This window comes from Pseudomonas sp. LBUM1660 (genome assembly GCF_059695935.1).
Genome location: NZ_CP166795.1, coordinates 4,719,418 through 4,744,697, shown reverse-complemented (window position 1 = coordinate 4,744,697; position 25,280 = coordinate 4,719,418). Strand labels below are relative to the sequence as shown.

29 protein-coding genes are annotated in these 25,280 nt (G+C 56.8%); 12 read left to right on the top strand and 17 right to left on the bottom strand.

Annotation, left to right across the window (positions count from 1 at the left end; all coding sequences use genetic code 11):
* Positions 1-24: 24 nt before the first annotated feature.
* Both ACA068_RS22050 and ACA068_RS22045 read right to left on the bottom strand, forming a co-directional pair.
* Complete coding sequence (locus ACA068_RS22050; protein WP_497304753.1) at positions 25-330, bottom strand: PepSY domain-containing protein; 306 nt, start codon at positions 328-330, stop codon at positions 25-27.
* Between the two features lie 156 nt (positions 331-486).
* Positions 487-1,614 carry a glycerophosphodiester phosphodiesterase gene (locus ACA068_RS22045; RefSeq protein WP_497304752.1) on the bottom strand — a complete coding sequence of 376 codons (1,128 nt, stop codon included), beginning with the start codon at positions 1,612-1,614 and terminating at the stop codon, positions 487-489.
* Positions 1,615-1,849: 235 nt separating this feature from the next.
* On the opposite strand from ACA068_RS22045, the gene ACA068_RS22040 reads away from it, so the two are divergent.
* Positions 1,850-2,176, top strand: a complete 327-nt coding sequence (locus tag ACA068_RS22040; RefSeq protein WP_497304751.1) for a DUF2025 family protein — start codon at positions 1,850-1,852, stop codon at positions 2,174-2,176.
* Positions 2,177-2,293: 117 nt separating this feature from the next.
* Here the strand turns inward: ACA068_RS22040 and ACA068_RS22035 are convergent, their stop codons facing one another.
* On the bottom strand, positions 2,294-2,617 hold the full coding sequence (locus ACA068_RS22035) for an antibiotic biosynthesis monooxygenase family protein (protein WP_497304749.1): 324 nt from the start codon (positions 2,615-2,617) through the stop codon (positions 2,294-2,296).
* Entirely contained in the window at positions 2,614-3,321 is a 708-nt protein-coding gene (locus ACA068_RS22030; protein ID WP_497304747.1) for a CTP synthase C-terminal region-related (seleno)protein, read from the bottom strand. Before ACA068_RS22030 ends, ACA068_RS22035 begins: the two co-directional genes overlap by 4 nt.
* A gap of 15 nt (positions 3,322-3,336) precedes the next feature.
* On the opposite strand from ACA068_RS22030, the gene ACA068_RS22025 reads away from it, so the two are divergent.
* Positions 3,337-4,278 carry a LysR family transcriptional regulator gene (locus ACA068_RS22025; protein ID WP_497304745.1) on the top strand — a complete coding sequence of 314 codons (942 nt, stop codon included), beginning with the start codon at positions 3,337-3,339 and terminating at the stop codon, positions 4,276-4,278.
* 7 nt (positions 4,279-4,285) lie between these two features.
* Here ACA068_RS22025 and ACA068_RS22020 read toward each other — a convergent pair whose 3' ends face one another.
* Positions 4,286-4,822 carry a DUF1003 domain-containing protein gene (locus tag ACA068_RS22020; protein ID WP_497304743.1) on the bottom strand — a complete coding sequence of 179 codons (537 nt, stop codon included), beginning with the start codon at positions 4,820-4,822 and terminating at the stop codon, positions 4,286-4,288.
* A 139-nt stretch (positions 4,823-4,961) separates the two neighbouring features.
* The gene (locus ACA068_RS22015; RefSeq protein ID WP_094471087.1) at positions 4,962-5,570 is read right to left on the bottom strand and encodes a TetR/AcrR family transcriptional regulator; all 609 of its coding nucleotides are present in this window, start codon (positions 5,568-5,570) and stop codon (positions 4,962-4,964) included.
* Between the two features lie 214 nt (positions 5,571-5,784).
* Here ACA068_RS22015 and ACA068_RS22010 point away from each other — a divergent pair, with 214 nt between their 5' ends.
* Complete coding sequence (locus ACA068_RS22010; protein WP_497304741.1) at positions 5,785-6,843, top strand: MBL fold metallo-hydrolase; 1,059 nt, start codon at positions 5,785-5,787, stop codon at positions 6,841-6,843.
* Here ACA068_RS22010 and ACA068_RS22005 read toward each other — a convergent pair.
* The 3 genes from ACA068_RS22005 to ACA068_RS21995 form a co-directional block, all read right to left on the bottom strand.
* Positions 6,831-7,103: an XRE family transcriptional regulator gene (locus ACA068_RS22005; protein ID WP_497304740.1), complete on the bottom strand. Its 273-nt coding sequence runs from the start codon at positions 7,101-7,103 to the stop codon at positions 6,831-6,833. The genes ACA068_RS22010 and ACA068_RS22005 overlap by 13 nt on opposite strands.
* Positions 7,104-7,114: 11 nt before the next feature.
* A complete protein-coding gene (locus ACA068_RS22000) occupies positions 7,115-7,432 on the bottom strand; it encodes a helix-turn-helix domain-containing protein (protein ID WP_497304739.1) in 318 nt (105 codons plus the stop codon).
* 90 nt (positions 7,433-7,522) lie between these two features.
* Positions 7,523-8,293: an AraC family transcriptional regulator gene (locus ACA068_RS21995; RefSeq protein WP_497304737.1), complete on the bottom strand. Its 771-nt coding sequence runs from the start codon at positions 8,291-8,293 to the stop codon at positions 7,523-7,525.
* Positions 8,294-8,405: 112 nt separating this feature from the next.
* Between ACA068_RS21995 and ACA068_RS21990 the strand changes: the two genes are divergently transcribed.
* On the top strand, positions 8,406-9,221 hold the full coding sequence (locus ACA068_RS21990; RefSeq protein ID WP_497304735.1) for a sulfite exporter TauE/SafE family protein: 816 nt from the start codon (positions 8,406-8,408) through the stop codon (positions 9,219-9,221).
* Positions 9,222-9,363: 142 nt separating this feature from the next.
* Entirely contained in the window at positions 9,364-10,059 is a 696-nt protein-coding gene (locus ACA068_RS21985; protein ID WP_497304733.1) for a DUF6933 domain-containing protein, read from the top strand.
* 30 nt (positions 10,060-10,089) lie between these two features.
* Here the strand turns inward: ACA068_RS21985 and ACA068_RS21980 are convergent, their stop codons facing one another.
* From ACA068_RS21980 to ACA068_RS21945, 8 genes are all read right to left on the bottom strand, one after another.
* Positions 10,090-11,076, bottom strand: coding sequence for a hypothetical protein (locus ACA068_RS21980; RefSeq protein WP_497304731.1), 987 nt, complete (start codon positions 11,074-11,076; stop codon positions 10,090-10,092).
* A gap of 191 nt (positions 11,077-11,267) precedes the next feature.
* Positions 11,268-11,981, bottom strand: coding sequence for an HNH endonuclease (locus tag ACA068_RS21975; protein ID WP_497304729.1), 714 nt, complete (start codon positions 11,979-11,981; stop codon positions 11,268-11,270).
* 110 nt (positions 11,982-12,091) lie between these two features.
* Positions 12,092-12,625, bottom strand: coding sequence for a BRO-N domain-containing protein (locus ACA068_RS21970; protein ID WP_497304727.1), 534 nt, complete (start codon positions 12,623-12,625; stop codon positions 12,092-12,094).
* 337 nt (positions 12,626-12,962) lie between these two features.
* Positions 12,963-13,850 carry a BstA C-terminal domain-containing protein gene (locus ACA068_RS21965; RefSeq protein WP_497304726.1) on the bottom strand — a complete coding sequence of 296 codons (888 nt, stop codon included), beginning with the start codon at positions 13,848-13,850 and terminating at the stop codon, positions 12,963-12,965.
* 2 nt (positions 13,851-13,852) lie between these two features.
* Positions 13,853-14,626, bottom strand: a complete 774-nt coding sequence (locus ACA068_RS21960) for a BRO-N domain-containing protein (RefSeq protein ID WP_497304724.1) — start codon at positions 14,624-14,626, stop codon at positions 13,853-13,855.
* 100 nt (positions 14,627-14,726) lie between these two features.
* Complete coding sequence (locus tag ACA068_RS21955; protein ID WP_084322765.1) at positions 14,727-15,977, bottom strand: ribonucleotide-diphosphate reductase subunit beta; 1,251 nt, start codon at positions 15,975-15,977, stop codon at positions 14,727-14,729.
* Between the two features lie 541 nt (positions 15,978-16,518).
* Positions 16,519-16,782 (bottom strand): DUF2790 domain-containing protein, encoded by a 264-nt coding sequence (locus ACA068_RS21950; protein ID WP_094471096.1) that lies wholly within the window; start codon positions 16,780-16,782, stop codon positions 16,519-16,521.
* Between the two features lie 116 nt (positions 16,783-16,898).
* The gene (locus ACA068_RS21945) at positions 16,899-17,081 is read right to left on the bottom strand and encodes a hypothetical protein (protein WP_497304722.1); all 183 of its coding nucleotides are present in this window, start codon (positions 17,079-17,081) and stop codon (positions 16,899-16,901) included.
* Positions 17,082-17,243: 162 nt separating this feature from the next.
* Here ACA068_RS21945 and acs point away from each other — a divergent pair, with 162 nt between their 5' ends.
* The 7 genes from acs (at position 17,244) to ACA068_RS21910 (ending at position 25,280) form a co-directional block, all read left to right on the top strand.
* Positions 17,244-19,199 (top strand): acetate--CoA ligase, encoded by a 1,956-nt coding sequence (acs, locus tag ACA068_RS21940; protein ID WP_497304720.1) that lies wholly within the window; start codon positions 17,244-17,246, stop codon positions 19,197-19,199.
* Between the two features lie 696 nt (positions 19,200-19,895).
* Complete coding sequence (locus tag ACA068_RS21935) at positions 19,896-20,669, top strand: ABC transporter substrate-binding protein (RefSeq protein WP_497304718.1); 774 nt, start codon at positions 19,896-19,898, stop codon at positions 20,667-20,669.
* Positions 20,670-20,760: 91 nt separating this feature from the next.
* Positions 20,761-21,450 (top strand): ABC transporter permease, encoded by a 690-nt coding sequence (locus ACA068_RS21930; protein ID WP_010457254.1) that lies wholly within the window; start codon positions 20,761-20,763, stop codon positions 21,448-21,450.
* Positions 21,447-22,145 (top strand): ABC transporter permease, encoded by a 699-nt coding sequence (locus ACA068_RS21925; protein WP_109634106.1) that lies wholly within the window; start codon positions 21,447-21,449, stop codon positions 22,143-22,145. Before ACA068_RS21930 ends, ACA068_RS21925 begins: the two co-directional genes overlap by 4 nt.
* Position 22,146: 1 nt before the next feature.
* Positions 22,147-23,259, top strand: coding sequence for a M14 family metallopeptidase (locus tag ACA068_RS21920; protein ID WP_497304717.1), 1,113 nt, complete (start codon positions 22,147-22,149; stop codon positions 23,257-23,259).
* Positions 23,260-23,286: 27 nt separating this feature from the next.
* Complete coding sequence (locus ACA068_RS21915; protein WP_008154324.1) at positions 23,287-24,051, top strand: ABC transporter ATP-binding protein; 765 nt, start codon at positions 23,287-23,289, stop codon at positions 24,049-24,051.
* Between the two features lie 248 nt (positions 24,052-24,299).
* A complete protein-coding gene (locus tag ACA068_RS21910) occupies positions 24,300-25,280 on the top strand; it encodes a GlxA family transcriptional regulator (protein ID WP_010457247.1) in 981 nt (326 codons plus the stop codon).

Genomic DNA, 25,280 nt, shown 5'->3' with positions numbered 1-25,280 from the left:
GTGCGGCTTTGTTTTTTGCGTGTATCAGGTGTCTTGTTTGTCGCTCAGGACTTTGCCGGTGGTGGCATCGAAGTCCACGTCGAATTCTTTGCCATCAGCGGTTTTCAGTTCCACTTCGTACTCGTAGTTGTTGAAGTGGTTGTCCAGATCGGTGTCGGTGATGGTCGCACCCGGGTGCAGTTTCAGAGCAGCCTGGTTCATTTCTTCCAGTGGCTTGATCTTGCCGCTCTTGACCAGCTCAGGGATCTGGTCGACGCGAACGTCAGCCTGAGCCAGGCCAGCGGTGAGGGTCAGGGTAGCGGCAGTGAACAGGGCAGTCAGGGTTTTCATGGGGTTCTTTCCTTGGGGTGATCTGTTTAAGTGAGTCCAGATTAACTGTGGCAACTTAATTCACCCTTAATTCCAAAAACCGTGTCGTTTGGAAGGTTTCGCGGGCAATCCGACTTGCCCGCGAAGAAAACGACGCGGTGTCGTGCCAGCTACCGATCAGTACCCGTTGTTCTGCAGCAACTGCGCCACCGTCCCGGCCGCCGGGCGTTTGTAGAACTTGAGCAATTCGCTGGCGCGGTTGGTGAAGATGCCATCGACGCCGGCGTCCATGACTTTCTGGTAATCAACCGCTTCGTCGATGGTGTAGACGTGCACCAGCAGGCCCTGATCGTGGGTGTATTGGTTCATCCACGGTTTCACCAGGTCCGAATAGCTCTGGTCGCCACCCTTGGTCAACGCAGCCGAAGGACCGGTGCCGATCGCACCCTGCGCCTTGGCGTACTCGACCCATTGCTGGAATTCGGCTTTGTCTTTCGGTTCCTGTTTGGCGTAGTAAGTGGCCTTGTCCTTGTCGCCGGACTCGGCAAACGTCACTTTGGATTTCGGCTCGATGCTGCCTTCGCCGACCCACAGCAGCAGAATCTTCGGCACTTGCGGCATTTCCTTCTCGAGCAGTTCGAGGCTGCTCTTCTCGAAGGTTTGCAGCACGACCTTGCCTTTGCCCTGGCCGACCGCCAGATTGCTTTTCGCCAGTTTGGAACCGGCCGGGCTCAGCCAGCCGCGATCCTGCAATTTATCCTTGAGGTCGCGCTCGAGGCCGGGGAATTGCTTTGGCTCTTTGGTCTCGATGTACAGGCCGGGCTTGTGCAGCGGATTGCCCTGGGCGATGTCGATGATTTCGTCGAGGGTCAGGATCTTCAGGCCGACGTAGGAAGGACGTGCGCGATCCGGGTACGCGGCGTTGAACCAGCTGCCGGCATCCAGGGTTTTCAGTTCGGCGAGGGTGAACGCGTTGGCCGGGCTGTCCTTGCGATCGGGGAATTTGGTGGCGACGTCGGTGGTGCGTTGCAGGTTGTTGTCGTGCAGGGCGAATAGCACGCCGTCCTTGCTGCGTTGCAGGTCCAATTCCAGGTAATCGGCGCCCAGGTCACGGGCCAGTTTATAAGACGCAGCGGTGGATTCAGGTGCATCGTAGGACGCGCCGCGGTGGGCGATCACCGCAGGGTGCGGGATGCCCAAATGGGTGGCCAGGGCAGTCGGGCTGGGCTCGTTGGCGGCCTGTGCCTGGCCGAAGCCCAGCAGCATGCTCAGCAGCAGGGCGCTTTTGGTGAAGGTAACAGGCATGGTCGAGGTCCTTTCGCGATGAGTTTTCAAAGACGTCTCTTTTAACAACTGAGCGCCGCCAGCGCTATCGCCAGACCGACATAAACGTGTTTAAAGCAGATTTTTTCAGCGCTTTTGTGCGGTTCTTTGCAGTACTCTTGGCCTCGGCGTTTCCCCGGCAGAGGGAAATCCGATTGGTTGTCCTTGCGTGTAAACCATCGTTCACCGGTCGTTAACGACCTTTTGTGAGGTTTATATGCGCATCACTTCCGAGCTTATCTGCCAGGCCGCCGACCAACTCAAAGGCTTCGTCGGCCTCAATCGCAAGACCGGCCATTACATTGTGCGTTTCAGCGAAGACTCGTTTGGCATGGACGTGGCTGATGACGGGATCATTCCCACCAGTGAGTTTGTCTGGGCGTCGGGGCCGGGGCAGGCAATGACGCTCAAGCGTGAGCTGATTCAGTTGTTGCTGGACCAGAATATTGATGACCGGATCAACGTGACCGAGCCGTTGCGGGTGTACATGAATCGGCGGGAAGTGCCGGAGATTTCGGCGGTGCGGAGTCTTGTTCAGGGCTGAAGTTTTGCTGTGTCTGGACTCGCCTCTTCGCGGGCAAGCCTCGCTCCTACGGGTTATCGGTGCCCTCTGTAGGAGCGAGGCTTGCCCGCGAAGGCGGCCTGAATAGCACCGCATCATTCACTGCTTGAACGCATACGCCCGCTCCACCTTGCACACCCGCGTATGACACGCCGAATACCACGTCGACCGCCCCCGCTCACGAATCTCACTGTGCTCAGGATGATGTTTCCACGCCAGAATCGCCGCCTCGCTGGCCCAGTACGACACCGTAATCCCCACCCCCTCTTCGCCCCGAGCCGATTCAATACCAAGAAACCCCGGTTGCTCGCGGGCCAGTTCCACCATGCGTTCGGCGGCCTCGGCGTAGCCTTGATCGCCGTCGGTGCGCAGAGAGGTAAAAATCACCGCGTAGTACGGCGCTGATGGCGTATCGGCAATCATGCTTGTTGCCTTTTGCAGGCTTCGACCAACCCCCGGGCCAGCGGCGGTAGCGTGCCGTTGAGCGCGGCGCGTTCGGGCTGGAACAGGGTGGCGATGAAAAACGGATGACCTTGGAGCTCCACCGCCCGCAAGTCGCCGGTTGAATCATGGCCAACGGCGCACAGCTGTTGGGTCAACAGCTCACGCTCGAACGCCGGATTCACGCCATAGCGGCAGCGGTATCCCTCAATGATCTCAGCGCTTTGGTACACGTTGGCGATCAACGAGCCTTCAACCAGGTGAATGCTGTCCGTTGCTTCCACCAATGAACAGGTCAGCGGCGTGAGTAATGCGCGCGCTGAATCGGGATGGGTTTCGCCGTGCTCGGCGTCTTTCCAACCCAATACGTTTCGAGCGAACTCAAGCACCGCGTGTTGAAAACCGCCGCAGGTGCCGAGGAACGGTCGCTGCTGTTCACGGGCAAAACGAATCGCCCGTAATGCGCCGTCCATGTCGCGGTAAGGGCTGGCAGGCACGCACCAGAAACCGTCGAAGTGGTGTAAAGGGGTGGCGGCGTTTATGTGATCGGTGGCCAGCCACTGAAATTGCACGTCCAGTTTCAGCTGTTCGGCCGCCAGGCCGAGCGCAACGGGGATGGCTTGGTGGGCGGTGACCTGAGAGTCGTAGTCACCGATCAGGGCGATGCGGATGGCGGTGCTTTCCATGAGTGATCTCGACGCTTGTTGATACCTGGCGGCCACTATAGATTGGCGTTCACGCATTCAATATTGGCGTTATCCCAAGTGATCAATGCAGCGACGCACTATCGACTCGACTACCCAGACCTGGCGCTGATTCTCGCCTTGGTGCGCGGCGGCTCTCTGGCCCGGGCATCGGCGTTGTTGAAGGTGGATGTTTCGACGGTGTTTCGCGCCGTTCGCCGACTGGAAGCCGCGCTGGGCCAGCAACTGTTCGAAAAGAGCCGCGCCGGCTACCTGCCGACCACGCTTGCACAGACCCTGGCCGAGCAAGCTGAACGGGCGGAACAAGCGCTGGACGCGGCGCGCATTGGCGTGGAGCAGGGCGGTGAAGTCATCAGCGGCACGGTGCGGCTGACCTGCACCGACTCCGTTCTGCAAGGCTTGCTGCTGCCAGCACTGGCGCAGTTCATGCCATCCTACCCGGCGCTGACCCTCGAACTGAGCACCTCCAACGACTTCGCCAACCTCAGCCGCCGGGATGCCGACATCGCCTTGCGACTGACTCGCACACCGCCCGAGCATTTGGTCGGACGACGTCTGGCGGATATTTCCTATCGGGTCTGTGCCAGCGCGGCGTACCTGAAATCGGTCGATCCTGAAGACCTGGCCTCGCTGACCTGGATCGCGCCAGATGACTTTCTTCCCGACCATCCCACCGTTGCGTGGCGGCGCCAGCAACTGCCCGGCGTCACGCCCGGTTATCGCTGCAACAGCATGTTGTCGGTGACCGAGTTGGTACGTGCCGGGCTGGGCGTCGCGGCGTTACCGGACTTTTTGATCGGTGACCACCTGCAACCGCTGACCGGTCCGTTGCACGGCTACGACACCGCGCTGTGGTTGCTGACCCGTCCGGACTGCCGAGCGTTGCGCTCGGTGGTGACCTTGTTCGATGAGCTGGGGCGGGCGCTTCAATTACCGTGACCGGGTGCTAATTCTTCGGATGATCTTTCACTAAATGCTGATGCATTTCCGAGGTGAGGTTTTCAATGCGCTCGGTCAGGGTCTTGGTCATTTCCGTCAGCCGGGTGTTCTGCTCAAGCAACTCCAGCAGTTGCGCGGTGTTCTGTGCCGCTTGTGCCTGTCGTTCGCTGTTGGCCACGGCGAGGGATTCCCGGTGCAGGGCGTCGGCATCGGACTGGGCTTTGTCCCGCGCCGCCTGACGGGTCTGGGCCAGCAGAATCAGGGGGGCGGCATACGCCGCTTGCAGGCTGAACGCCAGGTTGAGCAGGATGAACGGATAAACGTCGAACTGGGTCACGCCAGAGACGTTAAGGCATATCCAGACCGCGACGATCAGCGTTTGGGCGCCCAGGAAAGTCGGTGTACCGAAGAACCGCGCAAAGGCCTCGGCGCGCAGGGCAAACTTGTCGTTGCCGAACGTCGGCGCCAAGTGAGCGTGGGCGCGGTGAAAGCGCAGGTGATCGACGGCAGCGACGGGTTTGGTTTCGTGGGTCGGGGTGGTCATGATGCTCTCTGCATGGCGCTGGGACTGACGCTCACTATAGCCCCCGCGCCAGTTTCATTCTGAAACACATTGCCGCGTTTTATTCAGCGCGTCCCGTGATCGATCTTCCGGCAGAGATTGTCATTTATGGCAGCTCGATTCAGCGCTGATAACAGGCCAGGAACATGTCCAGCGCCGACTCCACCACGGTGCTTTGCATTTCGTCTGAAAGCGCCGGAAGCCCCATGGAAATCTGCGGCCAGAACGCAAAGGATTTGAGCATTCCCTGGATCTGCTGCGCGGCAAATTCGGGGTCGACCGGCTTCAATCGACCGTCCGCCTGGGCGGCTCGGATCCACACGGTCAGGCCCTCTTCACGCTCACCCATCCGGGCCACCATGTTCTGCGCACGCTCGGGAGAATGGATGGTGGCAGCGATCGCCACCCGCGCCAGGTCGAGAAAATTGTCATCGCCCAGCATCTGCAACTTCGCCTGCAACATCAGGCGCATTTGCTCGCGCAGAGGCAGGTCAGGGCGGTAGGACGTTTCCTGTTCGGCCGTCACCCTTGCCCACAGTTGATTGAGGATCTCGGCGAACAATTCTTCTTTGCTGGGGAAGTGGTTGTACACCGTGCGCTTCGACACGCCGGCGGTGGCGGCGATCTTGTCCATGCTGGTGATGTCGAAACCGTTGGCACGGAATTCGGCAATCGCCGCCTGGATGATGGCTTCGCGTTTTCGGTCGGTGAGGCGCTGTGGAGCTGTCATAAGTACGCTTCGGCAGTGGGCAGAGAAGAATTACACTCGGCAGTTTACTTGTGATCGGCTTTGATGCAACCTAGAAACTACACTGTGCAGTGTAATGTTTCGTTAATCCTGCACAGTGAACAATAGAATCTCCGGCTGATGCGTGCGTGCTTTGGCCATTTATCGTCCCACCGTGAAACACCGCTCTGTGCGGTTTTTCTGGAGTTCCTCAGTCATGGCCAATTCAATTTCCCCTGCGGACAACGCCTCCACGCCTGAAGCTTCCCGTCAGGCACAAGGGCTGTTTCAAAATCATGTGCCTGTGCAACGTGAAGGCTTCCGAAAAATGCTGCGCATCATGTGGAATATGATTTTCCACAAACCGCGCGACACTCGCCCGACGGCGCCCGTCCCGGTGCAAGCCCTGACCCAGGCCGCGTTGATTGCTGCCCCCAACCACAGCGTCTATCGCCTCGGTCACTCCACCGTACTGCTGAAACTGCGGGACAAATTCTGGATCACCGACCCGGTCTTCGCCGAGCGCGCCTCACCGGTGCAGTGGGCCGGCCCCAAGCGTTTCCACCAGCCACCGATCAGTCTTGAAGAATTGCCGCCGATAGAAGCGGTGATCCTGTCCCACGACCACTACGACCACCTCGATTATCAAACGGTGCTCAAACTGGCGGACAAGACCAACTACTTCCTGACACCACTGGGCGTGGGCGACACCCTGATCAAGTGGGGCGTCGATGCGAGCAAAGTGCGCCAACTCGATTGGTGGCAGGGCACGGAAGTCGATGGCATCCAGTTTATTGCCACACCGTCGCAGCACTTTTCCGGGCGCGGCCTGTTCGATGGCAACAGCACGCTCTGGGCCTCGTGGGTGATGATCGATGGCGACACGCGGATCTTCTTCAGCGGCGACAGCGGTTATTTCGATGGCTTCAAACGCATCGGCGAACAGCACGGCCCGTTCGATCTGACCCTCATGGAAACCGGCGCCTACAACATCGAGTGGCCGCACATTCACATGCAGCCTGAGGAAACCCTGCAAGCGCACATCGACCTCAAAGGACGCTGGTTATTGCCTATTCACAACGGCACCTTCGATTTGTCGATGCACGCCTGGTTCGAGCCCTTCGACCGGATCCTCGCGTTGGCCTGGGAACGTAATGTGTCGATCACCACGCCGCAAATGGGCGAGGCGTTCAACGTCATGTATCCGCAGCGGGGGAGAACCTGGTGGTCCGGATTGGAAAATGAAAGCGATCTGGTCGTCACTCAGAACGCCTGATCCTCTGCCGTCGGGCCGCTCGCCATGGAGCGGCCCGCGATCTTCGCCACCGTCAGATCGCGAACGTTCCCGTCGAGAATTTCATCCATTTCCCCCGCCGACAGCCCTAGCCTTTGCGCCGCTTCCACCTTGCCCAACTGACCGGTGTCGAGCAGCATGCCGATCTTCATGAGGAACTCGGCCTTGGCCCTCATCTCCCCCGCATCCGCATCACCCGAAGACGGATGACCGTGCCTGTCGCATTCATCGATTCCATTCATCTGCTGACTCCTCACTCAACCATCGCGTAGTCCGCCCGACCCACCGGATCAGGCGTCGACCCTTTCACATTCATCCCCCGACCCGGCGCAAATCCCGGGAAGAACACCAGGCCTTCGGATTCAAACCGATACGCCAACGCCAGTCGGGTGACGTCCAGCACATCGCGTTCATCCTCAAATCGCACAATGGCGTCCACGGAGACACCGGATTCCTCCGAGAGCTCCTCCACACTCCAACCCAGCATCGCTCGGGCCTGGGCACAGTGGGCCGGGGTGAATTGGAAAAGGGCGATACGTTCCAAGGTGATTTTCATCGCAAGAGAGGCCATGGTGTTCTCCGGGCTCGAGAGTGCTAATCCAAAAAGTACTGTGATTTTGTACAGTTGTTTTGCGCCCGGATCAAACTCATTTTTTGATTTTTACTGTTTCGCCCCCTCCATCCAGACGGACGGTGCCTGTCCCAGCACACGGCGAAACATCGTCGAGAACGCCGCCGGGCTGTCATAACCGAAATCCAGCGCAATGCGCGTTACCGGCGTCCCCGCCGCCAACCGCGCCAAAGCCAGCACCACACAGGCCCGCTGGCGCCATTGGCTGAAACTCAACCCCGTCTGCTGGCGGAACAGCCGATTGAACGTGCGCAAGCTGATGTGCAAATGATCAGCCCATTGTTGTGGCGATTGATGCGCGTCGGGCCGCTGCAAAAAGCCTTGGCACAACCCCAGCAACCGCACATCGACCGGTAGGGGAATGTGCAACGGCAAGTGAGCACTGCGCGCCAGCTCATGCAGCAACAAGTCGATCAGCGCGCCATCGCGCCCGGCCTCGTCATACGCCAGCGGGACCTCCACCGCCTCCATCAACAAGTGCCGCATCAACGGCGACACACTGATCACCTGGCAACGAGCCCCCAGATCAACCGCGCCAGGTTCGATGTACAAACTGCGCGTGCTCACCCCCAGCATCAGCACTTCATGCGCCACTCCCGCCGGAATCCACACCGCCCGCTGCGGCGGCACAACCCAGTTGCCGTCATGCGTGCTGACCTGCATCACCCCCGTGGCGCCATACAGGAGTTGTGCCCGCCGATGTGTATGACGGGGCAACACATGGCCGTGGGAATAATCCGTACCGATCGCCACCACCGAGCGGGGCGTGTCGTCCAGCAGATTGATCGAAACATTGCGCATTGAGCGGATTCTCGCGGTTGGCGTAAACGCGAACATTATTGGCTGACTTGCTGAAGCAGGCCAAGGCGCATCGCTCTATTGTCGACCGCTCTCACTCAATGGACGACGCGTGATGTTTTATCTCTTATTGGCATTTTTCGGCTGCATGACGGGTGTCACCGCGGTGTTGTTCGGTTTTGGTGGCGGCTTCGTCGTGGTGCCATTGCTCTACCGCCTGCTCACTGCCAGCCACGGTGTCGACGACCCTATCGGCCAATCGGCGATGCACATTGCAGTGGCCACTTCGACTGGCGTGATGATCGTCAATGCGTTGATCGCCACCCGAAAACATCACCGCGCCGGTCATCTCATTCGCCATTACCTGTGGCCGTTGGGCGCATTCATCGGCCTGGGCGCAATCGTCGGAGCGGGCGCCGCGATGTGGGTGAGTGGTGGGTTGATTCGTTATGCGTTCATCGCGTACCTGGGCGTAACCATCTTCGACTGCCTGTTCCGACGCGGTTTTCTAACAGCGTCCGACACCGCAATCCCACGGCGATTGGGGAGGGCGGAAGTGTCGGGTGGTGGCGCAGGAATCGGCGCGGTCGCGACGTTTCTCGGCGTGGGTGGCAGCGTCATGACCGTGCCGTTGTTGCGACGGTGTGGGTTGAGCATGAGTCAGGCGACGTCCATGGCCAATCCGTTAAGCCTGCCGGTGGCATTGACCGGGACGCTGACTTACATGGCGATGGCGGGGTTCAGTGAGTTTGATCTGGGACCGTGGTTTATCGGCTATGTGGATCTGTTGGCGTTTGCGGTGTTGACGATGGGATCGTTGGTGGGGATTCGGCTGGCTACGCCTTGGATCGGGCGGATTCCGGATCGGGTGCATGCGCGGGTGTATGTGGGTTTGCTGCTGTTGGTGATGCTGAGTATGTGGGCCAGCTAAATCACCGCTCTATTTCAGGGTTGGTATCCGCAGTTTTTTTCGCAAGAATGAATCTTTGCGCTGACACCATTTTTCGCGGGAGGATGTCATGTCCGTGCGAGAGGACTGACCATCACACACAGTATTAATCACAGGACCAGGGATGTTGATCTTCAATTGCACCGAAGCTGCCAGCAACTTTTTCAGTCGCGTCCACAAGGGCAAGAAAATCAGCCCTGTGGAGAAGCCACCATCGCCCGTTATCGAGGACGATGAGCCGGTTGAATTTGCCGAACAGTGGCTGGTCCACGCCATCACCGTTCAGCGCAAGCACGTGTTGTTCGTCATCCATGTGCAAACCCGTTATTGCATGATTTTCGCGGACGCGAAAAAAGCGGATATCGAGGGTTTTGTTCACCGCTTTGCCGATCGTTGGATAAACGGCCTGATGCGCCATGCGGTGCAGCACGACATCCTTCGCTGGGTCGATGACGAGCCGATGATGGAGCGTTTCCTGAAGAGTTGCGGTGAGTACGTATTTTACAAACGCGGTCATCGCGGTGCGCAAAAGCACATCAATGAAATTTCCTGGATATTTGAGGATTGCGCCGCTGAATGGGGAACGTTGCCCTCGGACGAGTTCTCGGCTGCGCGCTTCGATGGCGATATGAACGACACCCCACGAAGTAGCAAAGGGCACAAGGACTATTACTACCCCGATGAGGAAATGATCGTTCATTGGTTGCGCCGTTATGGCGGCCTTGATGAGCCTAAGGTTCAGGCAGCCCGTGAACGGCGCATGGAAGTGAAACGGGAAATATGGGCGTTCGAAAGGCAGCTTAATCTCGAAGCGCAATGAGCCGTCGTGATAACGCCGTGATCCGGTTTCTTAACCCTTGAACCCCGGCGCTTCCCGAATAATGAAGTGATCCAGGTTCTCAATATTCGCACTGAACACCCCGAACGTCTGCTCGGGGTTTTTCTTGCTCGGCACCTGTTTCAGCTCCGGCGTCACGCCATAAAAGAAGCAATACAACTCCGCCTCACTGTCGATGGCATGCTTGATCTCTTCCAGAAACGCTTTGCGCTTGCGGTAGTTCTCGATCAGCTTCTTGCTCAGGTAAACGTTGACTGAATAAGGCTTCTTCTTCGCCTCATCCGCCTGCTTGAACCAGACCTTCTGTTCGAAATCGATGCGAAAGCTCTGGGTGTAATCCTTGATCTCCTTGATCTTGCCCCAGTAAATCAGCCCCTTATTGTCCGTCAGGTATTCGATCTTCTTGAAGAACGACCCATAAGGCGCCGTGTGCTCGCCAATCTTCAGCGGCATGCGCTTGAGCAGGTCCTTGTCCTCGAAGTTCGACACAAAACACTCCACCGGGTGGGCGAAGACGCTGGTCTTGTCCGGTGCCGTTTCGCGGCTCGGGTGCTCTGTGTGGCTAGCCACAGTGGTTGGCTTCGGATCGTCCCGCACCACATCCGCCGCCACCGCCGGGTTCGACGGCTTACGCACATACTCACGCCGAGTCAGCAACAACTCCGACGGGAAATGCTCCTCGCGGCTGTCATCCGTTTCCGCACCGTCCGCGTCCACACCTGACGTCGACGCCTTGAGACTGACATAAGGACACTCCGCCACATGCCGAGTACTGGGCGTGTTCTTGAAGTGCGGGGTGCGCACGTAATTCACGTTCTTGGCGTTGAACGTCGTCAGCACATTCGCCGTATCGAAGGCCAAGCGGCAGGCATCGTTGGGGCATTGGAAGTGTTCCTTGGCGGAATCGAACTCCATGGTTTCGTCGAAATTCAAATCGCGCACGTCATAGATCGACAGCTTGTCGTCGAGGCTGAGGCAGTAGGCGAGGTCGAATTTCATGGTGGGCTCGGGTCCTTGAGTGGGGGAGGGTATTAATAGCGGGAGGCGGGGCGGGTTGCACTGACTGATTTCAACACACCGCAAAATGTGCGGTAACACACCAAACCTGTGGGAGTGAGCCTGCTCGCGAAGGCGATTTCCCATTCAATAACAGCTTCATCATGAACAATGAGCTTGAGCATCAACGCCAATTACTCACGCTTCAACCGCTTCACTGTCTGATAAAGCGACTCAGTGAATTCCTCGCTGTCATTCGAGTGGTGACAGCGTCGATGACAGTTCGGACAAAGCGCCACAGCGTTGCGTGTTCGATCAGAGCCCTTATTCGCCAAGTGCTTAACATGGTGGACTTCAAGATAGGGCGAGTCATTTTTGGTGAAGGGTGCTGGTTGACGGCATCCTTCGCATATACCTTTGGCTTTCTTACGAACCCAGGCTCTAACTTTGGGGTCACGTATGAAGGAAGTGCCTTGGGCAGGAGCTCGCTTCGGCTTCAAAATTCCTTCAGGCTCATCTTCAAGAGGTAGTTTCTCCAGCGCGGCCGCTCTTCGTTCCAGCGTTTCTTCATCAGCTGTCGGAGCCGTGGGATCGCCGGGTTTAACGCCTTTTTCAATGAGCACCGCTCGGATTGCCTCTTCGACGTTCGAACCGACGTTTCTGGCAGGCTTGTATCCTCTGATGAACTCCCGCTCCATTTTCATCAGAACAGCGGAGATGTTCTGCATACGGAATTCAACAGAGCCTTCGGTGCGAGTGGGTAAGGCCGCTTCGCGGAGCGCAAGATTTTCTACAGTCTTCATGAATTTCTGACCGCTTAGCTCTAGCGCGAGCATCTTCAAATACGCATCCACCGCAGCCCTAATCTCGGGAATGCTCCAATCGCTTTCTTTTTTCTTTACGCTCATAAAATCGCCGAAGGTTGAAAACCCTCGGACGATACTGAGTGGCCATTACGGCTGTCTACGAAAATTCCTACAGAAAAAAGAGATGTTTCGTGCTGGCGATCCTACGAAGCCTAGCCGACTGAATGCTTTGAAAATTGAAACAGCTCCAAAACCCTTCGCCACCAGGGCTTAACCACCGGCACCCGCCGCCGTGTGCGATTCAGCAACAGATAAGGCATATCCCGTAGCCGAATCCAGCCTTCATCCTGCCAATGCAACAGACTCAACGACATCTCCGGCCAATCCAACAAACTCAACATCGGCCGATCCGAATTTTTCGACTGTCCCGCATCGCGCAAGGCCGGCACTACCTGATGAGTCAGCCACTCTCGCAACAACCGATTCCCTGGCGCGTAGTGATACACCAGTAACGCATACACGCCTGATTCGCTGAGCATCAGCCACTTTTGCGGTTGGCCGTGGTAGTCGATCAGCAACGTGTGCCGCTGATCTTCATCCAGTTTGCTGACTATGCGATCACTCAGGTGGAAACCCATCAAGCGCCCCAGATCGCGGGCGCAGAACCATGGTTGATTTTCTAGGAGGAGAGCGTGAAGGTCGAGGTTTTGGCGGATGAAGACGGTGGGGATGAAGGGATCAGACATGACCGGTCTCCAAAGAGGCGGGAGAGCTGATGGGTTGTTGTATGGGCATATCCATTACCTCTACGAATGAAAATGGGTAGAGCCAGAGCCCGACGTAGAGGATGTAAGAAATCCCAACAAGCAATCTCTTCACACAAGGTCTCGCAGATGTCTTGGAGACAACATGCGGTTCTGTGTGAATAGTCAGCTTCTACGTTGGGCGTTTCTTAGGCACCTCCATGTAGCTTAATAATGGTAGGAATACGACGTCAATGTCTTGATGTACTGTTTTTGTGTAGGAAAGATCCTCTAAATCTAGGCGACTTATCGTATTCGCCTAGATCCTAGAAACGAATGCTTAATCTGGTTTTTTAAGAGATAAGAGCAATGCGCCTGCAGTGCTTTGTGGAATAAGTCCTTGAGCGATTTTCTTTTGCAAGTACGCTGGAAATTTTTGAGGGAGGTATGTTGTTTCTAACCAGATCCTAAACTCACCCAAGGCACTGAGGGGATAGATATTTGCCTCGGTTTTCGCTGCTGATTGGGGAAAGTAGTCGGGATACTCGTGAGGGTGCTTTTTTCGTTCCCCATGTACCTCTTCGAGATTTTCCGCTGCCCAGTGCCTCGCCCACATCTGTCCAACGCTAATGTCTGGAACTGTATGTGTGTCAATAATCAGTCCAGATTCAATTGCAGATATTACAATATCTGCGATTTCTCTGAAAACGCTAAAAAACCCTGTAGGTAGCTTATTTAATAAAATCCGATCGTGGTAATGACGCCATGAATCTAATTTTAGTGTCTCGGGTGAAAACCCAACTCCCTCGTAGATGAAGGCTCTAAGTGTTCTTCGTGCTAAGAGTCTATAATTTCTTTGCGCTATTTGAGGGTCTGTGCTGTCGGAGTCAAATGCGTAATATTCTAAAATCGCCATGCAGACGGTGTCTGGGTAGGCGCTAATTTTTTGGCCGTTTTGTTCTGTTTTGACAACTATTCGTTCAGCAGTAAAATTTTGCTGAGTTAATAGCTGTTTGATTCTTTTTCCTCTGGGCTTGAAAACTTCATCGTGCCAGTTGTTAGCTAAATCACTGATCGTTTTTGGATTTACGCCACAAAGCCTGGCTAGCCCTCTTTCTGTAAGGTATGGGGTTGTGTCATTCAAAACCCCCATCTGTATCCCATCGATTTCTGCAAATGACGCTGAAGGTAGTTCTAATGGTAGTTCTGACTGCATTAGTTCGCCCATCATTAGCTCCGTATTAACTTTATGGCTTCATTGATTAGTAAGGATGGATACAGATAATCCAAGTGTATTTCAGAGTTTTTCTTTTTGGTGTAAGCGATGTTTTGCTCCAAACACAGCTTTGCACACATGGCTCTCAAGTGTTTTTGGTCAATAGTTATATCTTTCTCTAAACAATAGTTTTCGATATCTATAAGGTCGGAATTGTCATTGGGAAGTGAAATTGTCTCAATTTTTTGATTTATCTCTTCCAGTTGTCTCTCAGTTTCTTCAAATCGAAGTCTAGTTTCGTTGGCGAGTTTCTCCCGCTCTTCTATTTCTTTTATAAGTAAGTTGGTGTGTTGTGCAAGGTTCTGGGCGAGAGACATTATCTCGGAGCCGCCTTGCTTAACTGGTGCTGGGTATGTTCCATGCTTTCTTACAGAAGGTATTACTTCGTGGAATATCCATCTTTGGAATAGTTTGCTTGCTGGGGTGCTGTCGCGTGAAATGATTCTGTATAAACCAGGTTCCGTTATGAAAACTTCGGTTCTTGGAGATGTGGATAAGTCATCACTGGCCGGGAAGTGCTTGTATTCATCGCTATCTAGAACATCGCGTTGCGCTTGTACTAATTGACCGAGACCAGTTTTCCCACTTTCATTTATTGCCGAATTTGTTTTTGCTAGCGTGAGAACAACATCTTCCAATGAAATGTAGAGATTTTCGTCAATGTAAAAGCTTCTAATTTTCGACGTGCCATGAGGAGCATGGTAGTCAAGTAATATTGGTGTGTGCATTTTAATCTCCTATAAAAAAGCCCCGCACTTGCGGGGCTTTTATTTATACAGCTAAGCATCCATTAGGCTTTCACTGTTATAGCATGGCGCTACGCCACCATCAATCCCAGCTCAACGCCCCACCAGTCTGATACTCAATAACTCTTGTCTCAAAGAAATTCTTCTCTTTCTTCAAGTCCATAATCTCGCTCATCCACGGAAACGGGTTAGTCGTTCCTGGATACTCTTCCTTCAACCCAATCTGCGACAGACGACGGTTAGCGATGAACTTGAGGTAGTCCTCCATCATCGCCGCATTCATCCCCAACACGCCGCGAGGCATGGTGTCACGCGCGTATTCGATCTCCAGCTGAGTGCCTTGCAGAATCATCTGCGAAGCTTCTTCCTTCATCTCGGCATCCCACAAGTGCGGGTTTTCGATTTTGATCTGGTTGATCACGTCGATGCCGAAGTTCAGGTGCATGGATTCGTCGCGCAGGATGTATTGGAACTGCTCGGCGACGCCGGTCATTTTGTTGCGGCGGCCCATGGAGAGGATTTGGGTGAAGCCGCAGTAGAAGAAGATGCCTTCCAGAACGCAGTAGTAGGCGATCAGGTTGCGCAGCAACTCTTTGTCGGTTTCGACGGTGCCGGTTTCGAACTTCGGATCGGAGATCGAACGGGTGTATTTGAGGCCCCAGGTGGCTTTTTTCGCGACCGATGGGATCTCGTGGTACATGTTGAAGATCTCGCCTTCATCCATGGCCAGCGATTCGATGCAGTACTGGTAGGCGTGGGTGTGGATCGCCTCTTCGAAGGCCTGGCGCAGGATGTACTGGCGGCATTCCGGGTTGGTGATCAGGCGGTACACGGCCAGCACCAAGTTGTTGGCAACCAGGGAGTCGGCGGTGGAGAAGAAGCCGAGGTTGCGCATCACGATGCGGCGCTCGTCGTCGGTCAGGCCTTCCGGGTCTTTCCAGAGGGCGATGTCGGCGGTCATGTTGACTTCTTGCGGCATCCAGTGGTTTGCGCAGCCGTCCAGGTATTTCTGCCAGGCCCAGTCGTACTTGAACGGTACGAGTTGGTTGAGGTCGGCGCGGCAGTTGATCATGCGCTTTTCGTCGACGGCGACACGGGCGGAGGCGCCTTCGAGTTCGGCGAGGCCTTCGGCGATGTCGAGGTTGTCCAGGGCAGCTTTGGCACGGGCGATGGCGGCAGAGTCGGTCGCGGTGACGGCGCGAGCTTCTTGAGCGGCGACACCACCAGCGGTGTCGAGTCGGTCCATGTTGGCTTCAGTCGCGTGGCCGGCGTTGGCGCCTTTTACCACGGTCTCGCCGCTGTCTTCTTTGTCGAATTCGTCCCAGCTCAGCATGACGTGTCGTCTCCTGCGTGAGGGCCAGATGCCCGTGTGAAAACTGATTGGTTGTTTTTCACACGGCCGTACTGGCCGCGTTGGATAGCGTTTTTTGCAGCGGTACACGCAGGCAAATAAACATAATTTTGTACGGGGTTCCGAGAGCCTCTGAGGGGCGCAGAAATCGGTGAGGACTTCGGCGTGGGCTTCAGACTGGCTTTTCGTCCCTGTAAGGGAATATTGCAGGCCCGTTTAAGCCGGCATTATAGGGAAATTTTTGCCGGCGTGGTGCGGCGAATCGGCTCATGGAGTGGCCGAAAGGGATGGTTTTTGGAGCAAACCGAGGTATTACAGGGCTTTGGCCGGTGCAGATTTTTTTTCGTTAATTTTGACGCTGAATCGAATTTGTTCAAAAAACAGCCAAAAACTGCGTTTTTCACTACATCTTGTGTTTTGCAAGGGGTTTCACCGCTTCAAAACACAACTGAGCCCGGCCGAAGCCGGGCTGGAATCGACCGTTAGCGATCAGCTGACAGGGTCCGATTCGGTGCAGTCACGATCAGCCGTTGGTGCAGCCGTTACCCATGATGCTGTAGCGCAGGATGTGGCGTTGACCTTGGGAGTCGTCGTATTCCATTTTTACCGGAACAACTTCGCACACATTGGGGACTTCACTCATGGAGATAACTTTGGCGACGTCCAAGTGAGTCGAGTAAGTGTATTCCTCGATGGCTGGTTTCTGCTGTGCGACATCAGTCGGGACCTCGTCTGCCATGGCGGTTGCGCACAGGCTGCTGAGGGCCAGAACTAATAAAGCTTTCATTTCAGATTTACCTTTTAGAGGTCGAATGGGGTCACGCAACCTTTTTGGGGTTGCGTGTGGAGCTTGATTAAAGAGTCTTGGATTAACTGCCTTCGTGGGGGCTGCAACTTGGTTAATCACGTTGCCTTGTTGGCGAGGCGGATTTTAGGCGTGGGGGGTGCATTCATATAGGTGGGGTTTTGATAAACACCTTTGACGGATTTCGTAACAATCAGCGAATAAGGTGGTAGGAAGGAATAAATGGCGGTTTCGGCGGAGGGGTTATTCAGGGAGACCGCGTTATCGTTTTTCGCGGGCAAGCCTCGCTCCTACAGGGGTTGCGGTGTGTTTGGGAGGTGTGTTCTGGGCTTATCACGGTAATTTGTAGGGGCTTGTTACTACCATCGTCGAATGGTTCTATAGGCGCGGCCCGGCTACAACTGGAGCCATACAAAAACAACTATTCCACCGAGGTAAGAAAGATGAGTGCGGCTTCTCTGTATCCCGTTCGTCCCGAGGTTCTGGCCAATACGCTGACTGACGAGGCAACCTACAAAGCCATGTACCAGCAGTCGGTCGTCAACCCGGACGGCTTCTGGCGCGAGCAAGCCAAGCGCCTCGACTGGATCAAGCCTTTCACCACGGTGAAACAGACGTCTTTCGACGATCACCATGTCGACATCAAATGGTTCGCCGACGGCACCCTCAACGTTTCCTACAACTGCCTCGACCGTCATCTGGCCGAGCGCGGCGATCAAGTCGCGATCATTTGGGAAGGGGATGACCCTGCCGAAAGTCGCAACATCACCTACCGCGAGCTGCACGAACAAGTCTGCAAGTTCGCCAACGCCTTGCGCGGTCAGGATGTACACCGCGGCGACGTGGTGACTATCTATATGCCGATGATCCCCGAAGCCGTGGTCGCCATGCTGGCCTGCACCCGGATCGGCGCGATTCACTCGGTGGTGTTCGGTGGTTTCTCGCCGGAAGCCCTGGCCGGTCGCATCATCGACTGCAAATCCAAAGTGGTCATCACCGCTGACGAAGGCATTCGTGCCGGCAAGAAGATCCCGCTCAAGACCAATGTCGACGACGCGCTGACCAACCCGGAAACCAGCAGTATCCAGAAGGTCATCGTGTGCAAGCGCACCGGTGGCAACATCAAGTGGAACCAGCACCGCGACATCTGGTACGAAGACCTGATGAAAGTGGCGGGCAGTGTCTGCGCGCCGAAAGAGATGGGCGCCGAAGAAGCGCTGTTCATCCTTTACACCTCCGGTTCCACCGGTAAGCCCAAGGGCGTGCAGCACACCACTGGCGGTTACCTGCTTTACGCCGCCATGACCCACGAGCGCGTGTTCGACTACCGCCCGGGCGAAATCTACTGGTGCACCGCCGACGTCGGCTGGGTCACTGGCCACAGCTATATCGTCTACGGCCCATTGGCCAACGGCGCGACCACGCTGCTGTTCGAAGGCGTGCCGAACTATCCGGACATCACCCGGGTGGCGAAGATCGTCGACAAGCACAAGGTCAACATCCTCTACACCGCGCCGACTGCGATCCGCGCGATGATGGCGTCGGGTCAAGCCGCTGTTGAAGGTGCTGATGGCAGCAGTTTGCGCCTGCTCGGTTCGGTGGGTGAGCCGATCAACCCGGAAGCCTGGGACTGGTACTACAAGAATGTGGGCAAGTCCCGTTGCCCGATCGTCGATACCTGGTGGCAGACCGAAACCGGCGGCAACATGATGAGCCCGCTGCCGGGCGCTCACGCCCTCAAGCCGGGTTCGGCGGCACGTCCGTTCTTCGGTGTGGTGCCAGCGTTGGTCGACAACCTGGGCAACATCATCGAAGGCGTCGCCGAGGGCAACCTGGTGATTCTCGATTCGTGGCCAGGCCAGGCGCGCACGCTGTACGGCGACCATGACCGCTTCGTCGACACCTACTTCAAGACCTTCCGTGGCATGTACTTTACCGGCGACGGCGCACGTCGCGACGAAGACGGTTACTACTGGATCACGGGGCGCGTGGACGACGTGCTCAACGTGTCCGGCCACCGCATGGGCACCGCCGAGATCGAAAGCGCGATGGTCGCTCACCCGAAAGTCGCCGAGGCTGCCGTGGTCGGCGTGCCGCACGACATCAAAGGGCAGGGCATTTATGTCTACGTCACGTTGATTGGTGGCGAAGAGCCGAGCGAGCAACTGCGTCTGGAATTGAAAAACTGGGTACGTAAGGAAATTGGCCCGATTGCTTCGCCGGATGTGATCCAGTGGGCGCCGGGGCTGCCGAAAACCCGTTCGGGCAAGATCATGCGCCGGATTCTGCGCAAGATTGCGACCGCCGAATACGATGGGTTGGGGGATATTTCGACCCTGTCGGATCCGGGTGTGGTGCAGCATTTGATTGATGAACACAAGATCATGAACGTCGCGTAACCCGCCGTTCCTGAGTCATCGAAGCCCCGCCGGCATTGCGCCGGGTGGGGCTTTTTCATGTCTGGTGTTTTTGTGTGGGTAGTTCGGGCCTCTTCGCGGGCAAGCCTCGCTCCTACGGGGCTGCGTCGTATGCAAATGAAATGATCAACCAAACCTCGTAGGAGCGAGGCTTGCCCCCGAAGAGGCCCGTTCAGACACCGCATAAACAACGCCCAATAATTATCGGCTTCACTTGTAGGCGCTTTCCCACTGTTACCCACCCCTATTCAAGTAACTGAATGTGTAACCGTGCGCTCCGAGACGGGGCATTGGGAAACGCCAACCCCCATTGCCGGGGCTCTCCAGCCCAGCCAAAAAATAAGAGATAACGCTGCGCTTGCCGGATTAGAAGGGTTTGCCAATAATAGGCCCGCAATTTGCAATGTAGATCGGTTCACTGTCTTTTGCTCTTGCATGAATTTGCAAGGCTGTCAACGCGCTCAAACGGCTTTCTCAGTGCTTCTGTAATTAGTTGTCGCATTGAAGAAATATCGGCTTCGGGCCTGTCGTTAGAATGCCGATCACTCGCTCGTTGTGGCTCGCGTTGAAAAAAGCGCGCGATTCCTACGACGCAGCATCGCTTACCGGTTCCACTCATTCGCATATTGGGCTGTCGCTCACTCTGCCGTTTTAGCCCTTTACCGATGGAGTCCCAAGATGAAGAAACTCGTGCTGCTTGGCGCACTGGCACTGTCCGTGCTGTCCCTGCCGACTTTCGCTGATGAAAAACCTCTGAAAATCGGTATCGAAGCGGCTTACCCTCCGTTCGCGTCCAAAGCAACGGACGGCAGCATCGTTGGTTTCGACTACGACATCGGCAACGCCCTGTGCGAAGAGATGAAGGTCAAGTGCGTGTGGGTCGAGCAAGAGTTCGACGGTCTGATCCCGGCGCTTAAAGTGCGCAAGATCGACGCGATCCTGTCGTCCATGTCGATCACTGAAGACCGCAAGAAATCCGTGGACTTCACCAACAAGTACTACAACACCCCGGCTCGCCTGGTCATGAAGGCTGGCACTCAAGTCAGCGAAGGTCTGACTGAGTTGAAGGGCAAAAACATCGGCGTGCAACGTGGTTCGATCCACGAGCGCTTCGCCCGCGAAGTCCTGGCCCCGCTGGGTGCCGAGATCAAGCCTTACGGTTCGCAGAACGAAATCTACCTCGACGTGGCTGCTGGCCGCCTCGACGGCACCGTGGCAGACGCTACGCTGCTGGATGACGGTTTCCTGAAAACCGACGCCGGCAAAGGTTTCGCCTTCGTTGGCCCGGCCTTCACCGACGTCAAATACTTCGGCGACGGCGTGGGTATCGCGGTTCGCAAGGGCGACGCGCTGAAAGACAAGATCAACACCGCGATCGCTGCCATTCGCGAGAACGGCAAGTACAAGCAAATCCAGGACAAATACTTCGCCTTCGACATCTACGGCAAGTAACACGTCCCGGCGACAAGTCCGAAATGGCGCAAGCAACAGGATCTCTGAGGTTTGCGCCATTTTTTCATCCCAACATTCGAGGACCTGAATCATGTTGAAAGGCTACGGGGCTGTCATCCTCGATGGCGCATGGCTGACGCTTCAGCTCGCCTTGTCGTCCATGGTCCTGGCCATCTTTCTGGGCCTGATCGGCGTTGCATTGCGTCTGTCGCCGGTTCGCTGGCTGGCCTGGCTGGGCGACCTGTATTCCACGGTAATCCGCGGTATTCCCGATCTGGTACTGATCCTGCTGATTTTTTACGGCGGTCAGGACCTGCTCAATCGCGTGGCGCCGATGCTCGGCTTTGACGATTACATCGACCTGAACCCGCTGGCCGCCGGTATCGGCACCCTGGGCTTCATCTTCGGTGCGTACCTGTCGGAAACCTTCCGTGGCGCCTTCATGGCGATCCCCAAAGGTCAGGCAGAAGCCGGCATGGCCTACGGCATGAGCAGTTTCCAGGTGTTCTTCCGGGTATTGGTGCCGCAGATGATCCGTCTGGCCATTCCGGGTTTCACCAACAACTGGCTGGTACTGACCAAGGCCACCGCGTTGATTTCGGTGGTGGGTCTGCAAGACATGATGTTCAAGGCCAAGCAGGCGGCAGATGCCACCCGCGAGCCTTTCACCTTCTTCCTCGCAGTGGCGGCGATGTACCTGGTCATTACCAGTGTCTCGTTGCTGGCATTGCGTCACCTTGAGAAGCGCTACTCGGTAGGCGTAAGGGCGGCTGATCTATGATCTTCGACTACAACGTCATTTGGGAGGCCTTGCCGCTGTACTTTGGCGGCCTGGTGACCACCCTCAAATTGCTCGCGCTGTCGCTGTTCTTCGGTCTGCTGGCGGCTTTGCCACTTGGCCTGATGCGTGTCTCGAAGAATGCTGTCGTGAACATGAGCGCCTGGCTTTTCACCTACGTGATCCGCGGCACGCCGATGTTGGTGCAGCTGTTCTTGATCTACTACGGTCTGGCGCAGTTTGAAGCGGTACGTGAAAGCTTCTTGTGGCCGTGGCTGTCCAGCGCGACGTTCTGTGCGTGCCTGGCCTTTGCGATCAACACCAGCGCCTACACCGCTGAAATCATCGCCGGCAGCCTGCGCGCCACGCCGAACGGCGAGATCGAAGCCGCCAAGGCGATGGGCATGTCGCGCTACAAAATGTACAAGCGCATCCTGCTGCCGTCGGCCCTGCGCCGGGCGCTGCCGCAGTACAGCAACGAAGTGATCATGATGCTGCAGACCACCAGTCTGGCGTCCATCGTGACCCTGATCGACATCACCGGTGCCGCGCGCACGGTCAACGCCCAGTACTACTTGCCGTTCGAGGCGTACATCACGGCCGGCGTGTTCTACCTGTGCCTGACCTTCATTCTGGTGAAGCTGTTCAAACTGGCCGAGCGCCGCTGGCTGGGCTATCTGGCCCCGCGGAAGCACTGATATGGAACGCATCGATCATTCATTGCCGTGGAACCACCTGGGCAGCGAACGCCAGATTTCGGTGTTCCGCTTCGGCAAAGGCGAGCGCAAGGCCTACATCCAGGCCAGCCTGCACGCCGATGAATTGCCGGGCATGCGCACGGCTTGGGAGCTGAAAAAGCGCCTGACCGAACTTGAAGCCCAAGGCTTGCTCAACGGTGTGATCGAACTGGTGCCGGTGGCCAATCCACTGGGCCTGGGGCAACTGTTGCAAGGCAGCCATCAAGGTCGTTTCGAGGCGGGCAGTGGCAAGAACTTCAACCGGGATTTCGTCGAGCTGAGCGCGCCAGTGGCCGCTGAGCTTGAAGGGCGCCTGGGCGATGATCCTCACGCCAATATTCGCTTGATCCGTCAGGCCATGAGCGACGCACTGGCGGCATTGCCTCCGGCGGCGAGCCAGTTACAAGGCATGCAGCGCATCTTGCTCAGCCACGCTTGCACCGCTGATGTCGTGCTGGATTTGCATTGCGATGCCGAAGCGGCGCTGCACATGTACGCCTTGCCGCAACACTGGCCGCAATGGCGCTCGCTGGCCGCGCACCTGAATGTGAAAGTGGGGCTGCTGGCGGAAGATTCCGGCGGCAGTTCCTTTGACGAGGCTTGCTCGCTGCCGTGGCTGCGTTTGTCGCGTCAGTTTCCTGATGCACAGATTCCGCTGGCCTGCCTGGCGACTACCATTGAGTTAGGTGGTCAGGCCGATACCGGTCGCGCAGACGCCGAGGCTTACGCCGAAGGCATTCTGGCGTTCCTCGCCGAGCAAGGCTTGATCAGCGGCGAATGGCCGAAGCCTGCGCAAGAAGCGTGCGAAGGCCTGCCGTTCGAAGGCACCGAATTGCTGTTCGCGCCGCACCCGGGCGTGATCAGCTTTTTGCGTAAACCCGGCGAGTGGATCGAAGCCGGCGACGAGATTTTCGAAGTGATCGATCCGTTATCGGATCGGGTCAGCACGGTGTGTGCTGGTACGTCCGGGGTGCTGTTTGCCATTGAACGGCTGCGTTATGCCCAACCCGGTTTCTGGCTGGCCAAGGTGGCGGGGCGCGAAGCGCTGCGTCACGGGCGCTTGCTCAACGACTGACTGACTGTTTTTGTGAGAACCGACCGCATGTACAAACTTGAAGTCCAAGACCTGCATAAACGCTATGGCAGTCACGAAGTGCTCAAGGGCGTGTCCCTGAAAGCGGCGGCTGGCGATGTGATCAGCATCATCGGCTCCAGTGGCTCCGGCAAAAGTACCTTCCTGCGCTGCATCAACCTGCTGGAGCAGCCGCACGCAGGCAAGATTCTGCTCAACAACGAAGAGCTGAAACTGGTCGCCAACAAGGACGGCGCGCTGAAGGCGGCCGACCCGAAACAGCTGCAACGCATGCGTTCGCGCCTGTCGATGGTGTTCCAGCATTTCAACCTGTGGTCGCACATGACCGCACTGGAAAACATCATGGAAGCGCCGGTTCACGTGCTGGGCATGTCCAAGGCCGAAGCCCGCGAGAAAGCCGAGCACTACCTTAACAAGGTGGGCGTGGCCCATCGCAAAGACGCTTACCCGGGCCACATGTCCGGCGGCGAGCAGCAGCGCGTGGCGATTGCCCGTGCGTTGGCGATGGAACCTGAGGTGATGCTGTTCGACGAACCGACGTCGGCCCTCGACCCGGAACTGGTTGGCGACGTACTGAAGGTGATGCAGGCCCTGGCGCTGGAAGGCCGGACCATGGTCGTGGTGACGCACGAAATGGGCTTTGCCCGTGAAGTGTCGAACCAGTTGGTGTTCCTGCACAAAGGCGTCGTCGAAGAAAGCGGCAACCCGCGTGAGGTGCTGGTCAATCCACAGTCTGAACGCTTGCAACAATTTCTCTCGGGCAGCCTGAAGTAAACCGAACTCCCGTTGCGCACCGGGATAGTGCATGCTTCGCAACCTGGAAGCTGACCTAGATCCCTTGTAGGAGCGAGGCTTGCCCGCGAATGCGGTGGTTCAGACAGCCATGATGTTGACTGATGCACCGCATTCGCGGGCAAGCCTCGCTCCTACAGGGGATCGTTGTTGGTTTTGAGATTTGCGTTCATTTACGGGCTAGCATTGGCCCATGCCTTCATCACTGTTTTCGTTTCGGATTGCCCGCCATGACTGCCCATCGAATTGGTTTCCTGATTTGGCCCAGCACTAAAGCACTGACGCTTGCGCTGGCTGAGGAGGCCTTGCGTGTTGCCCAGCGTGTGCATCCGGATGTTGTCTACGAATTGTCGTTTCTGCAGGCCGAACCGCCGACCGAAGGCGCCTGGCAATTGCCGGGTGAGCCGTGGGCCGGCAAGCTCGAAAACTTCCAGAAACTGTTTTTGCTCGCCGATGAGCCGCCGACGACCCTCGCGCCGGCGCTCAGCAGTTCGCTGAAACAACTGGTGCGCGCCGGTTGCGTGATCGGTGGTTTGTCCGCCGGTGTCTACCCGTTGGCGCAATTGGGTTTGCTCGACGGTTACCGCGCTGCCGTGCATTGGCGCTGGCAGGACGATTTCGCCGAGCGTTTCCCCAAAGTCATCGCCACCAGCCACCTGTTCGATTGGGATCGCGATCGACTGACCGCGTGTGGCGGCCTGTCGGTTCTCGATCTGTTGCTGGCCGTGCTGGCCCGTGATCACGGCGCCGAACTGGCCGGTGCCGTCTCCGAAGAACTGGTGGTCGAGCGTATCCGCGAGGGCGGTGAACGCCAGCGCATTCCGCTGCAGAACCGCCTCGGTTCCAGCCATCCGAAGCTCACCCAAGCGGTGTTGCTGATGGAAGCCAACATCGAAGAGCCGCTGACCACCGACGAAATCGCCCAACACGTGTGCGTGTCCCGTCGGCAGTTGGAGCGGATCTTCAAGCAATACCTCAACCGCGTGCCGAGCCAGTACTACCTGGAGCTGCGCCTGAACAAGGCCCGGCAGATGTTGATGCAAACCAGCAAGTCGATTATCCAGATCGGCCTGTCGTGTGGCTTTTCTTCGGGGCCGCACTTCTCCAGCGCCTACCGCAACTTCTTCGGCGCCACGCCGCGGGAAGATCGCAACCAGCGGCGCAGCAGCAGTCCATTCGAGTTGTCGTCGGTGCCGTCCGAGCGCGGCTGA

Excerpts from the sequence above, each read along its gene's own strand:
- ACA068_RS22050 (WP_497304753.1), bottom strand. The coding sequence starts at position 330 with ATGAAAACCCTGACTGCCCTGTTCACTGCCGCTACCCTGACCCTCACC.
- ACA068_RS22045 (WP_497304752.1), bottom strand. The coding sequence starts at position 1,614 with ATGCCTGTTACCTTCACCAAAAGCGCCCTGCTGCTGAGCATGCTGCTG.
- ACA068_RS22040 (WP_497304751.1), top strand. The coding sequence starts at position 1,850 with ATGCGCATCACTTCCGAGCTTATCTGCCAGGCCGCCGACCAACTCAAA.
- ACA068_RS22035 (WP_497304749.1), bottom strand. The coding sequence starts at position 2,617 with ATGATTGCCGATACGCCATCAGCGCCGTACTACGCGGTGATTTTTACC.
- ACA068_RS22030 (WP_497304747.1), bottom strand. The coding sequence starts at position 3,321 with ATGGAAAGCACCGCCATCCGCATCGCCCTGATCGGTGACTACGACTCT.
- ACA068_RS22020 (WP_497304743.1), bottom strand. The coding sequence starts at position 4,822 with ATGACCACCCCGACCCACGAAACCAAACCCGTCGCTGCCGTCGATCAC.
- ACA068_RS22015 (WP_094471087.1), bottom strand. The coding sequence starts at position 5,570 with ATGACAGCTCCACAGCGCCTCACCGACCGAAAACGCGAAGCCATCATC.
- ACA068_RS22010 (WP_497304741.1), top strand. The coding sequence starts at position 5,785 with ATGGCCAATTCAATTTCCCCTGCGGACAACGCCTCCACGCCTGAAGCT.
- ACA068_RS22005 (WP_497304740.1), bottom strand. The coding sequence starts at position 7,103 with ATGAATGGAATCGATGAATGCGACAGGCACGGTCATCCGTCTTCGGGT.
- ACA068_RS22000 (WP_497304739.1), bottom strand. The coding sequence starts at position 7,432 with ATGGCCTCTCTTGCGATGAAAATCACCTTGGAACGTATCGCCCTTTTC.
- ACA068_RS21995 (WP_497304737.1), bottom strand. The coding sequence starts at position 8,293 with ATGCGCAATGTTTCGATCAATCTGCTGGACGACACGCCCCGCTCGGTG.
- ACA068_RS21990 (WP_497304735.1), top strand. The coding sequence starts at position 8,406 with ATGTTTTATCTCTTATTGGCATTTTTCGGCTGCATGACGGGTGTCACC.
- ACA068_RS21985 (WP_497304733.1), top strand. The coding sequence starts at position 9,364 with ATGTTGATCTTCAATTGCACCGAAGCTGCCAGCAACTTTTTCAGTCGC.
- ACA068_RS21980 (WP_497304731.1), bottom strand. The coding sequence starts at position 11,076 with ATGAAATTCGACCTCGCCTACTGCCTCAGCCTCGACGACAAGCTGTCG.
- ACA068_RS21975 (WP_497304729.1), bottom strand. The coding sequence starts at position 11,981 with ATGAGCGTAAAGAAAAAAGAAAGCGATTGGAGCATTCCCGAGATTAGG.
- ACA068_RS21970 (WP_497304727.1), bottom strand. The coding sequence starts at position 12,625 with ATGTCTGATCCCTTCATCCCCACCGTCTTCATCCGCCAAAACCTCGAC.
- ACA068_RS21965 (WP_497304726.1), bottom strand. The coding sequence starts at position 13,850 with ATGGGCGAACTAATGCAGTCAGAACTACCATTAGAACTACCTTCAGCG.
- ACA068_RS21960 (WP_497304724.1), bottom strand. The coding sequence starts at position 14,626 with ATGCACACACCAATATTACTTGACTACCATGCTCCTCATGGCACGTCG.
- ACA068_RS21955 (WP_084322765.1), bottom strand. The coding sequence starts at position 15,977 with ATGCTGAGCTGGGACGAATTCGACAAAGAAGACAGCGGCGAGACCGTG.
- ACA068_RS21950 (WP_094471096.1), bottom strand. The coding sequence starts at position 16,782 with ATGAAAGCTTTATTAGTTCTGGCCCTCAGCAGCCTGTGCGCAACCGCC.
- acs (WP_497304720.1), top strand. The coding sequence starts at position 17,244 with ATGAGTGCGGCTTCTCTGTATCCCGTTCGTCCCGAGGTTCTGGCCAAT.
- ACA068_RS21935 (WP_497304718.1), top strand. The coding sequence starts at position 19,896 with ATGAAGAAACTCGTGCTGCTTGGCGCACTGGCACTGTCCGTGCTGTCC.
- ACA068_RS21930 (WP_010457254.1), top strand. The coding sequence starts at position 20,761 with ATGTTGAAAGGCTACGGGGCTGTCATCCTCGATGGCGCATGGCTGACG.
- ACA068_RS21925 (WP_109634106.1), top strand. The coding sequence starts at position 21,447 with ATGATCTTCGACTACAACGTCATTTGGGAGGCCTTGCCGCTGTACTTT.
- ACA068_RS21920 (WP_497304717.1), top strand. The coding sequence starts at position 22,147 with ATGGAACGCATCGATCATTCATTGCCGTGGAACCACCTGGGCAGCGAA.
- ACA068_RS21915 (WP_008154324.1), top strand. The coding sequence starts at position 23,287 with ATGTACAAACTTGAAGTCCAAGACCTGCATAAACGCTATGGCAGTCAC.
- ACA068_RS21910 (WP_010457247.1), top strand. The coding sequence starts at position 24,300 with ATGACTGCCCATCGAATTGGTTTCCTGATTTGGCCCAGCACTAAAGCA.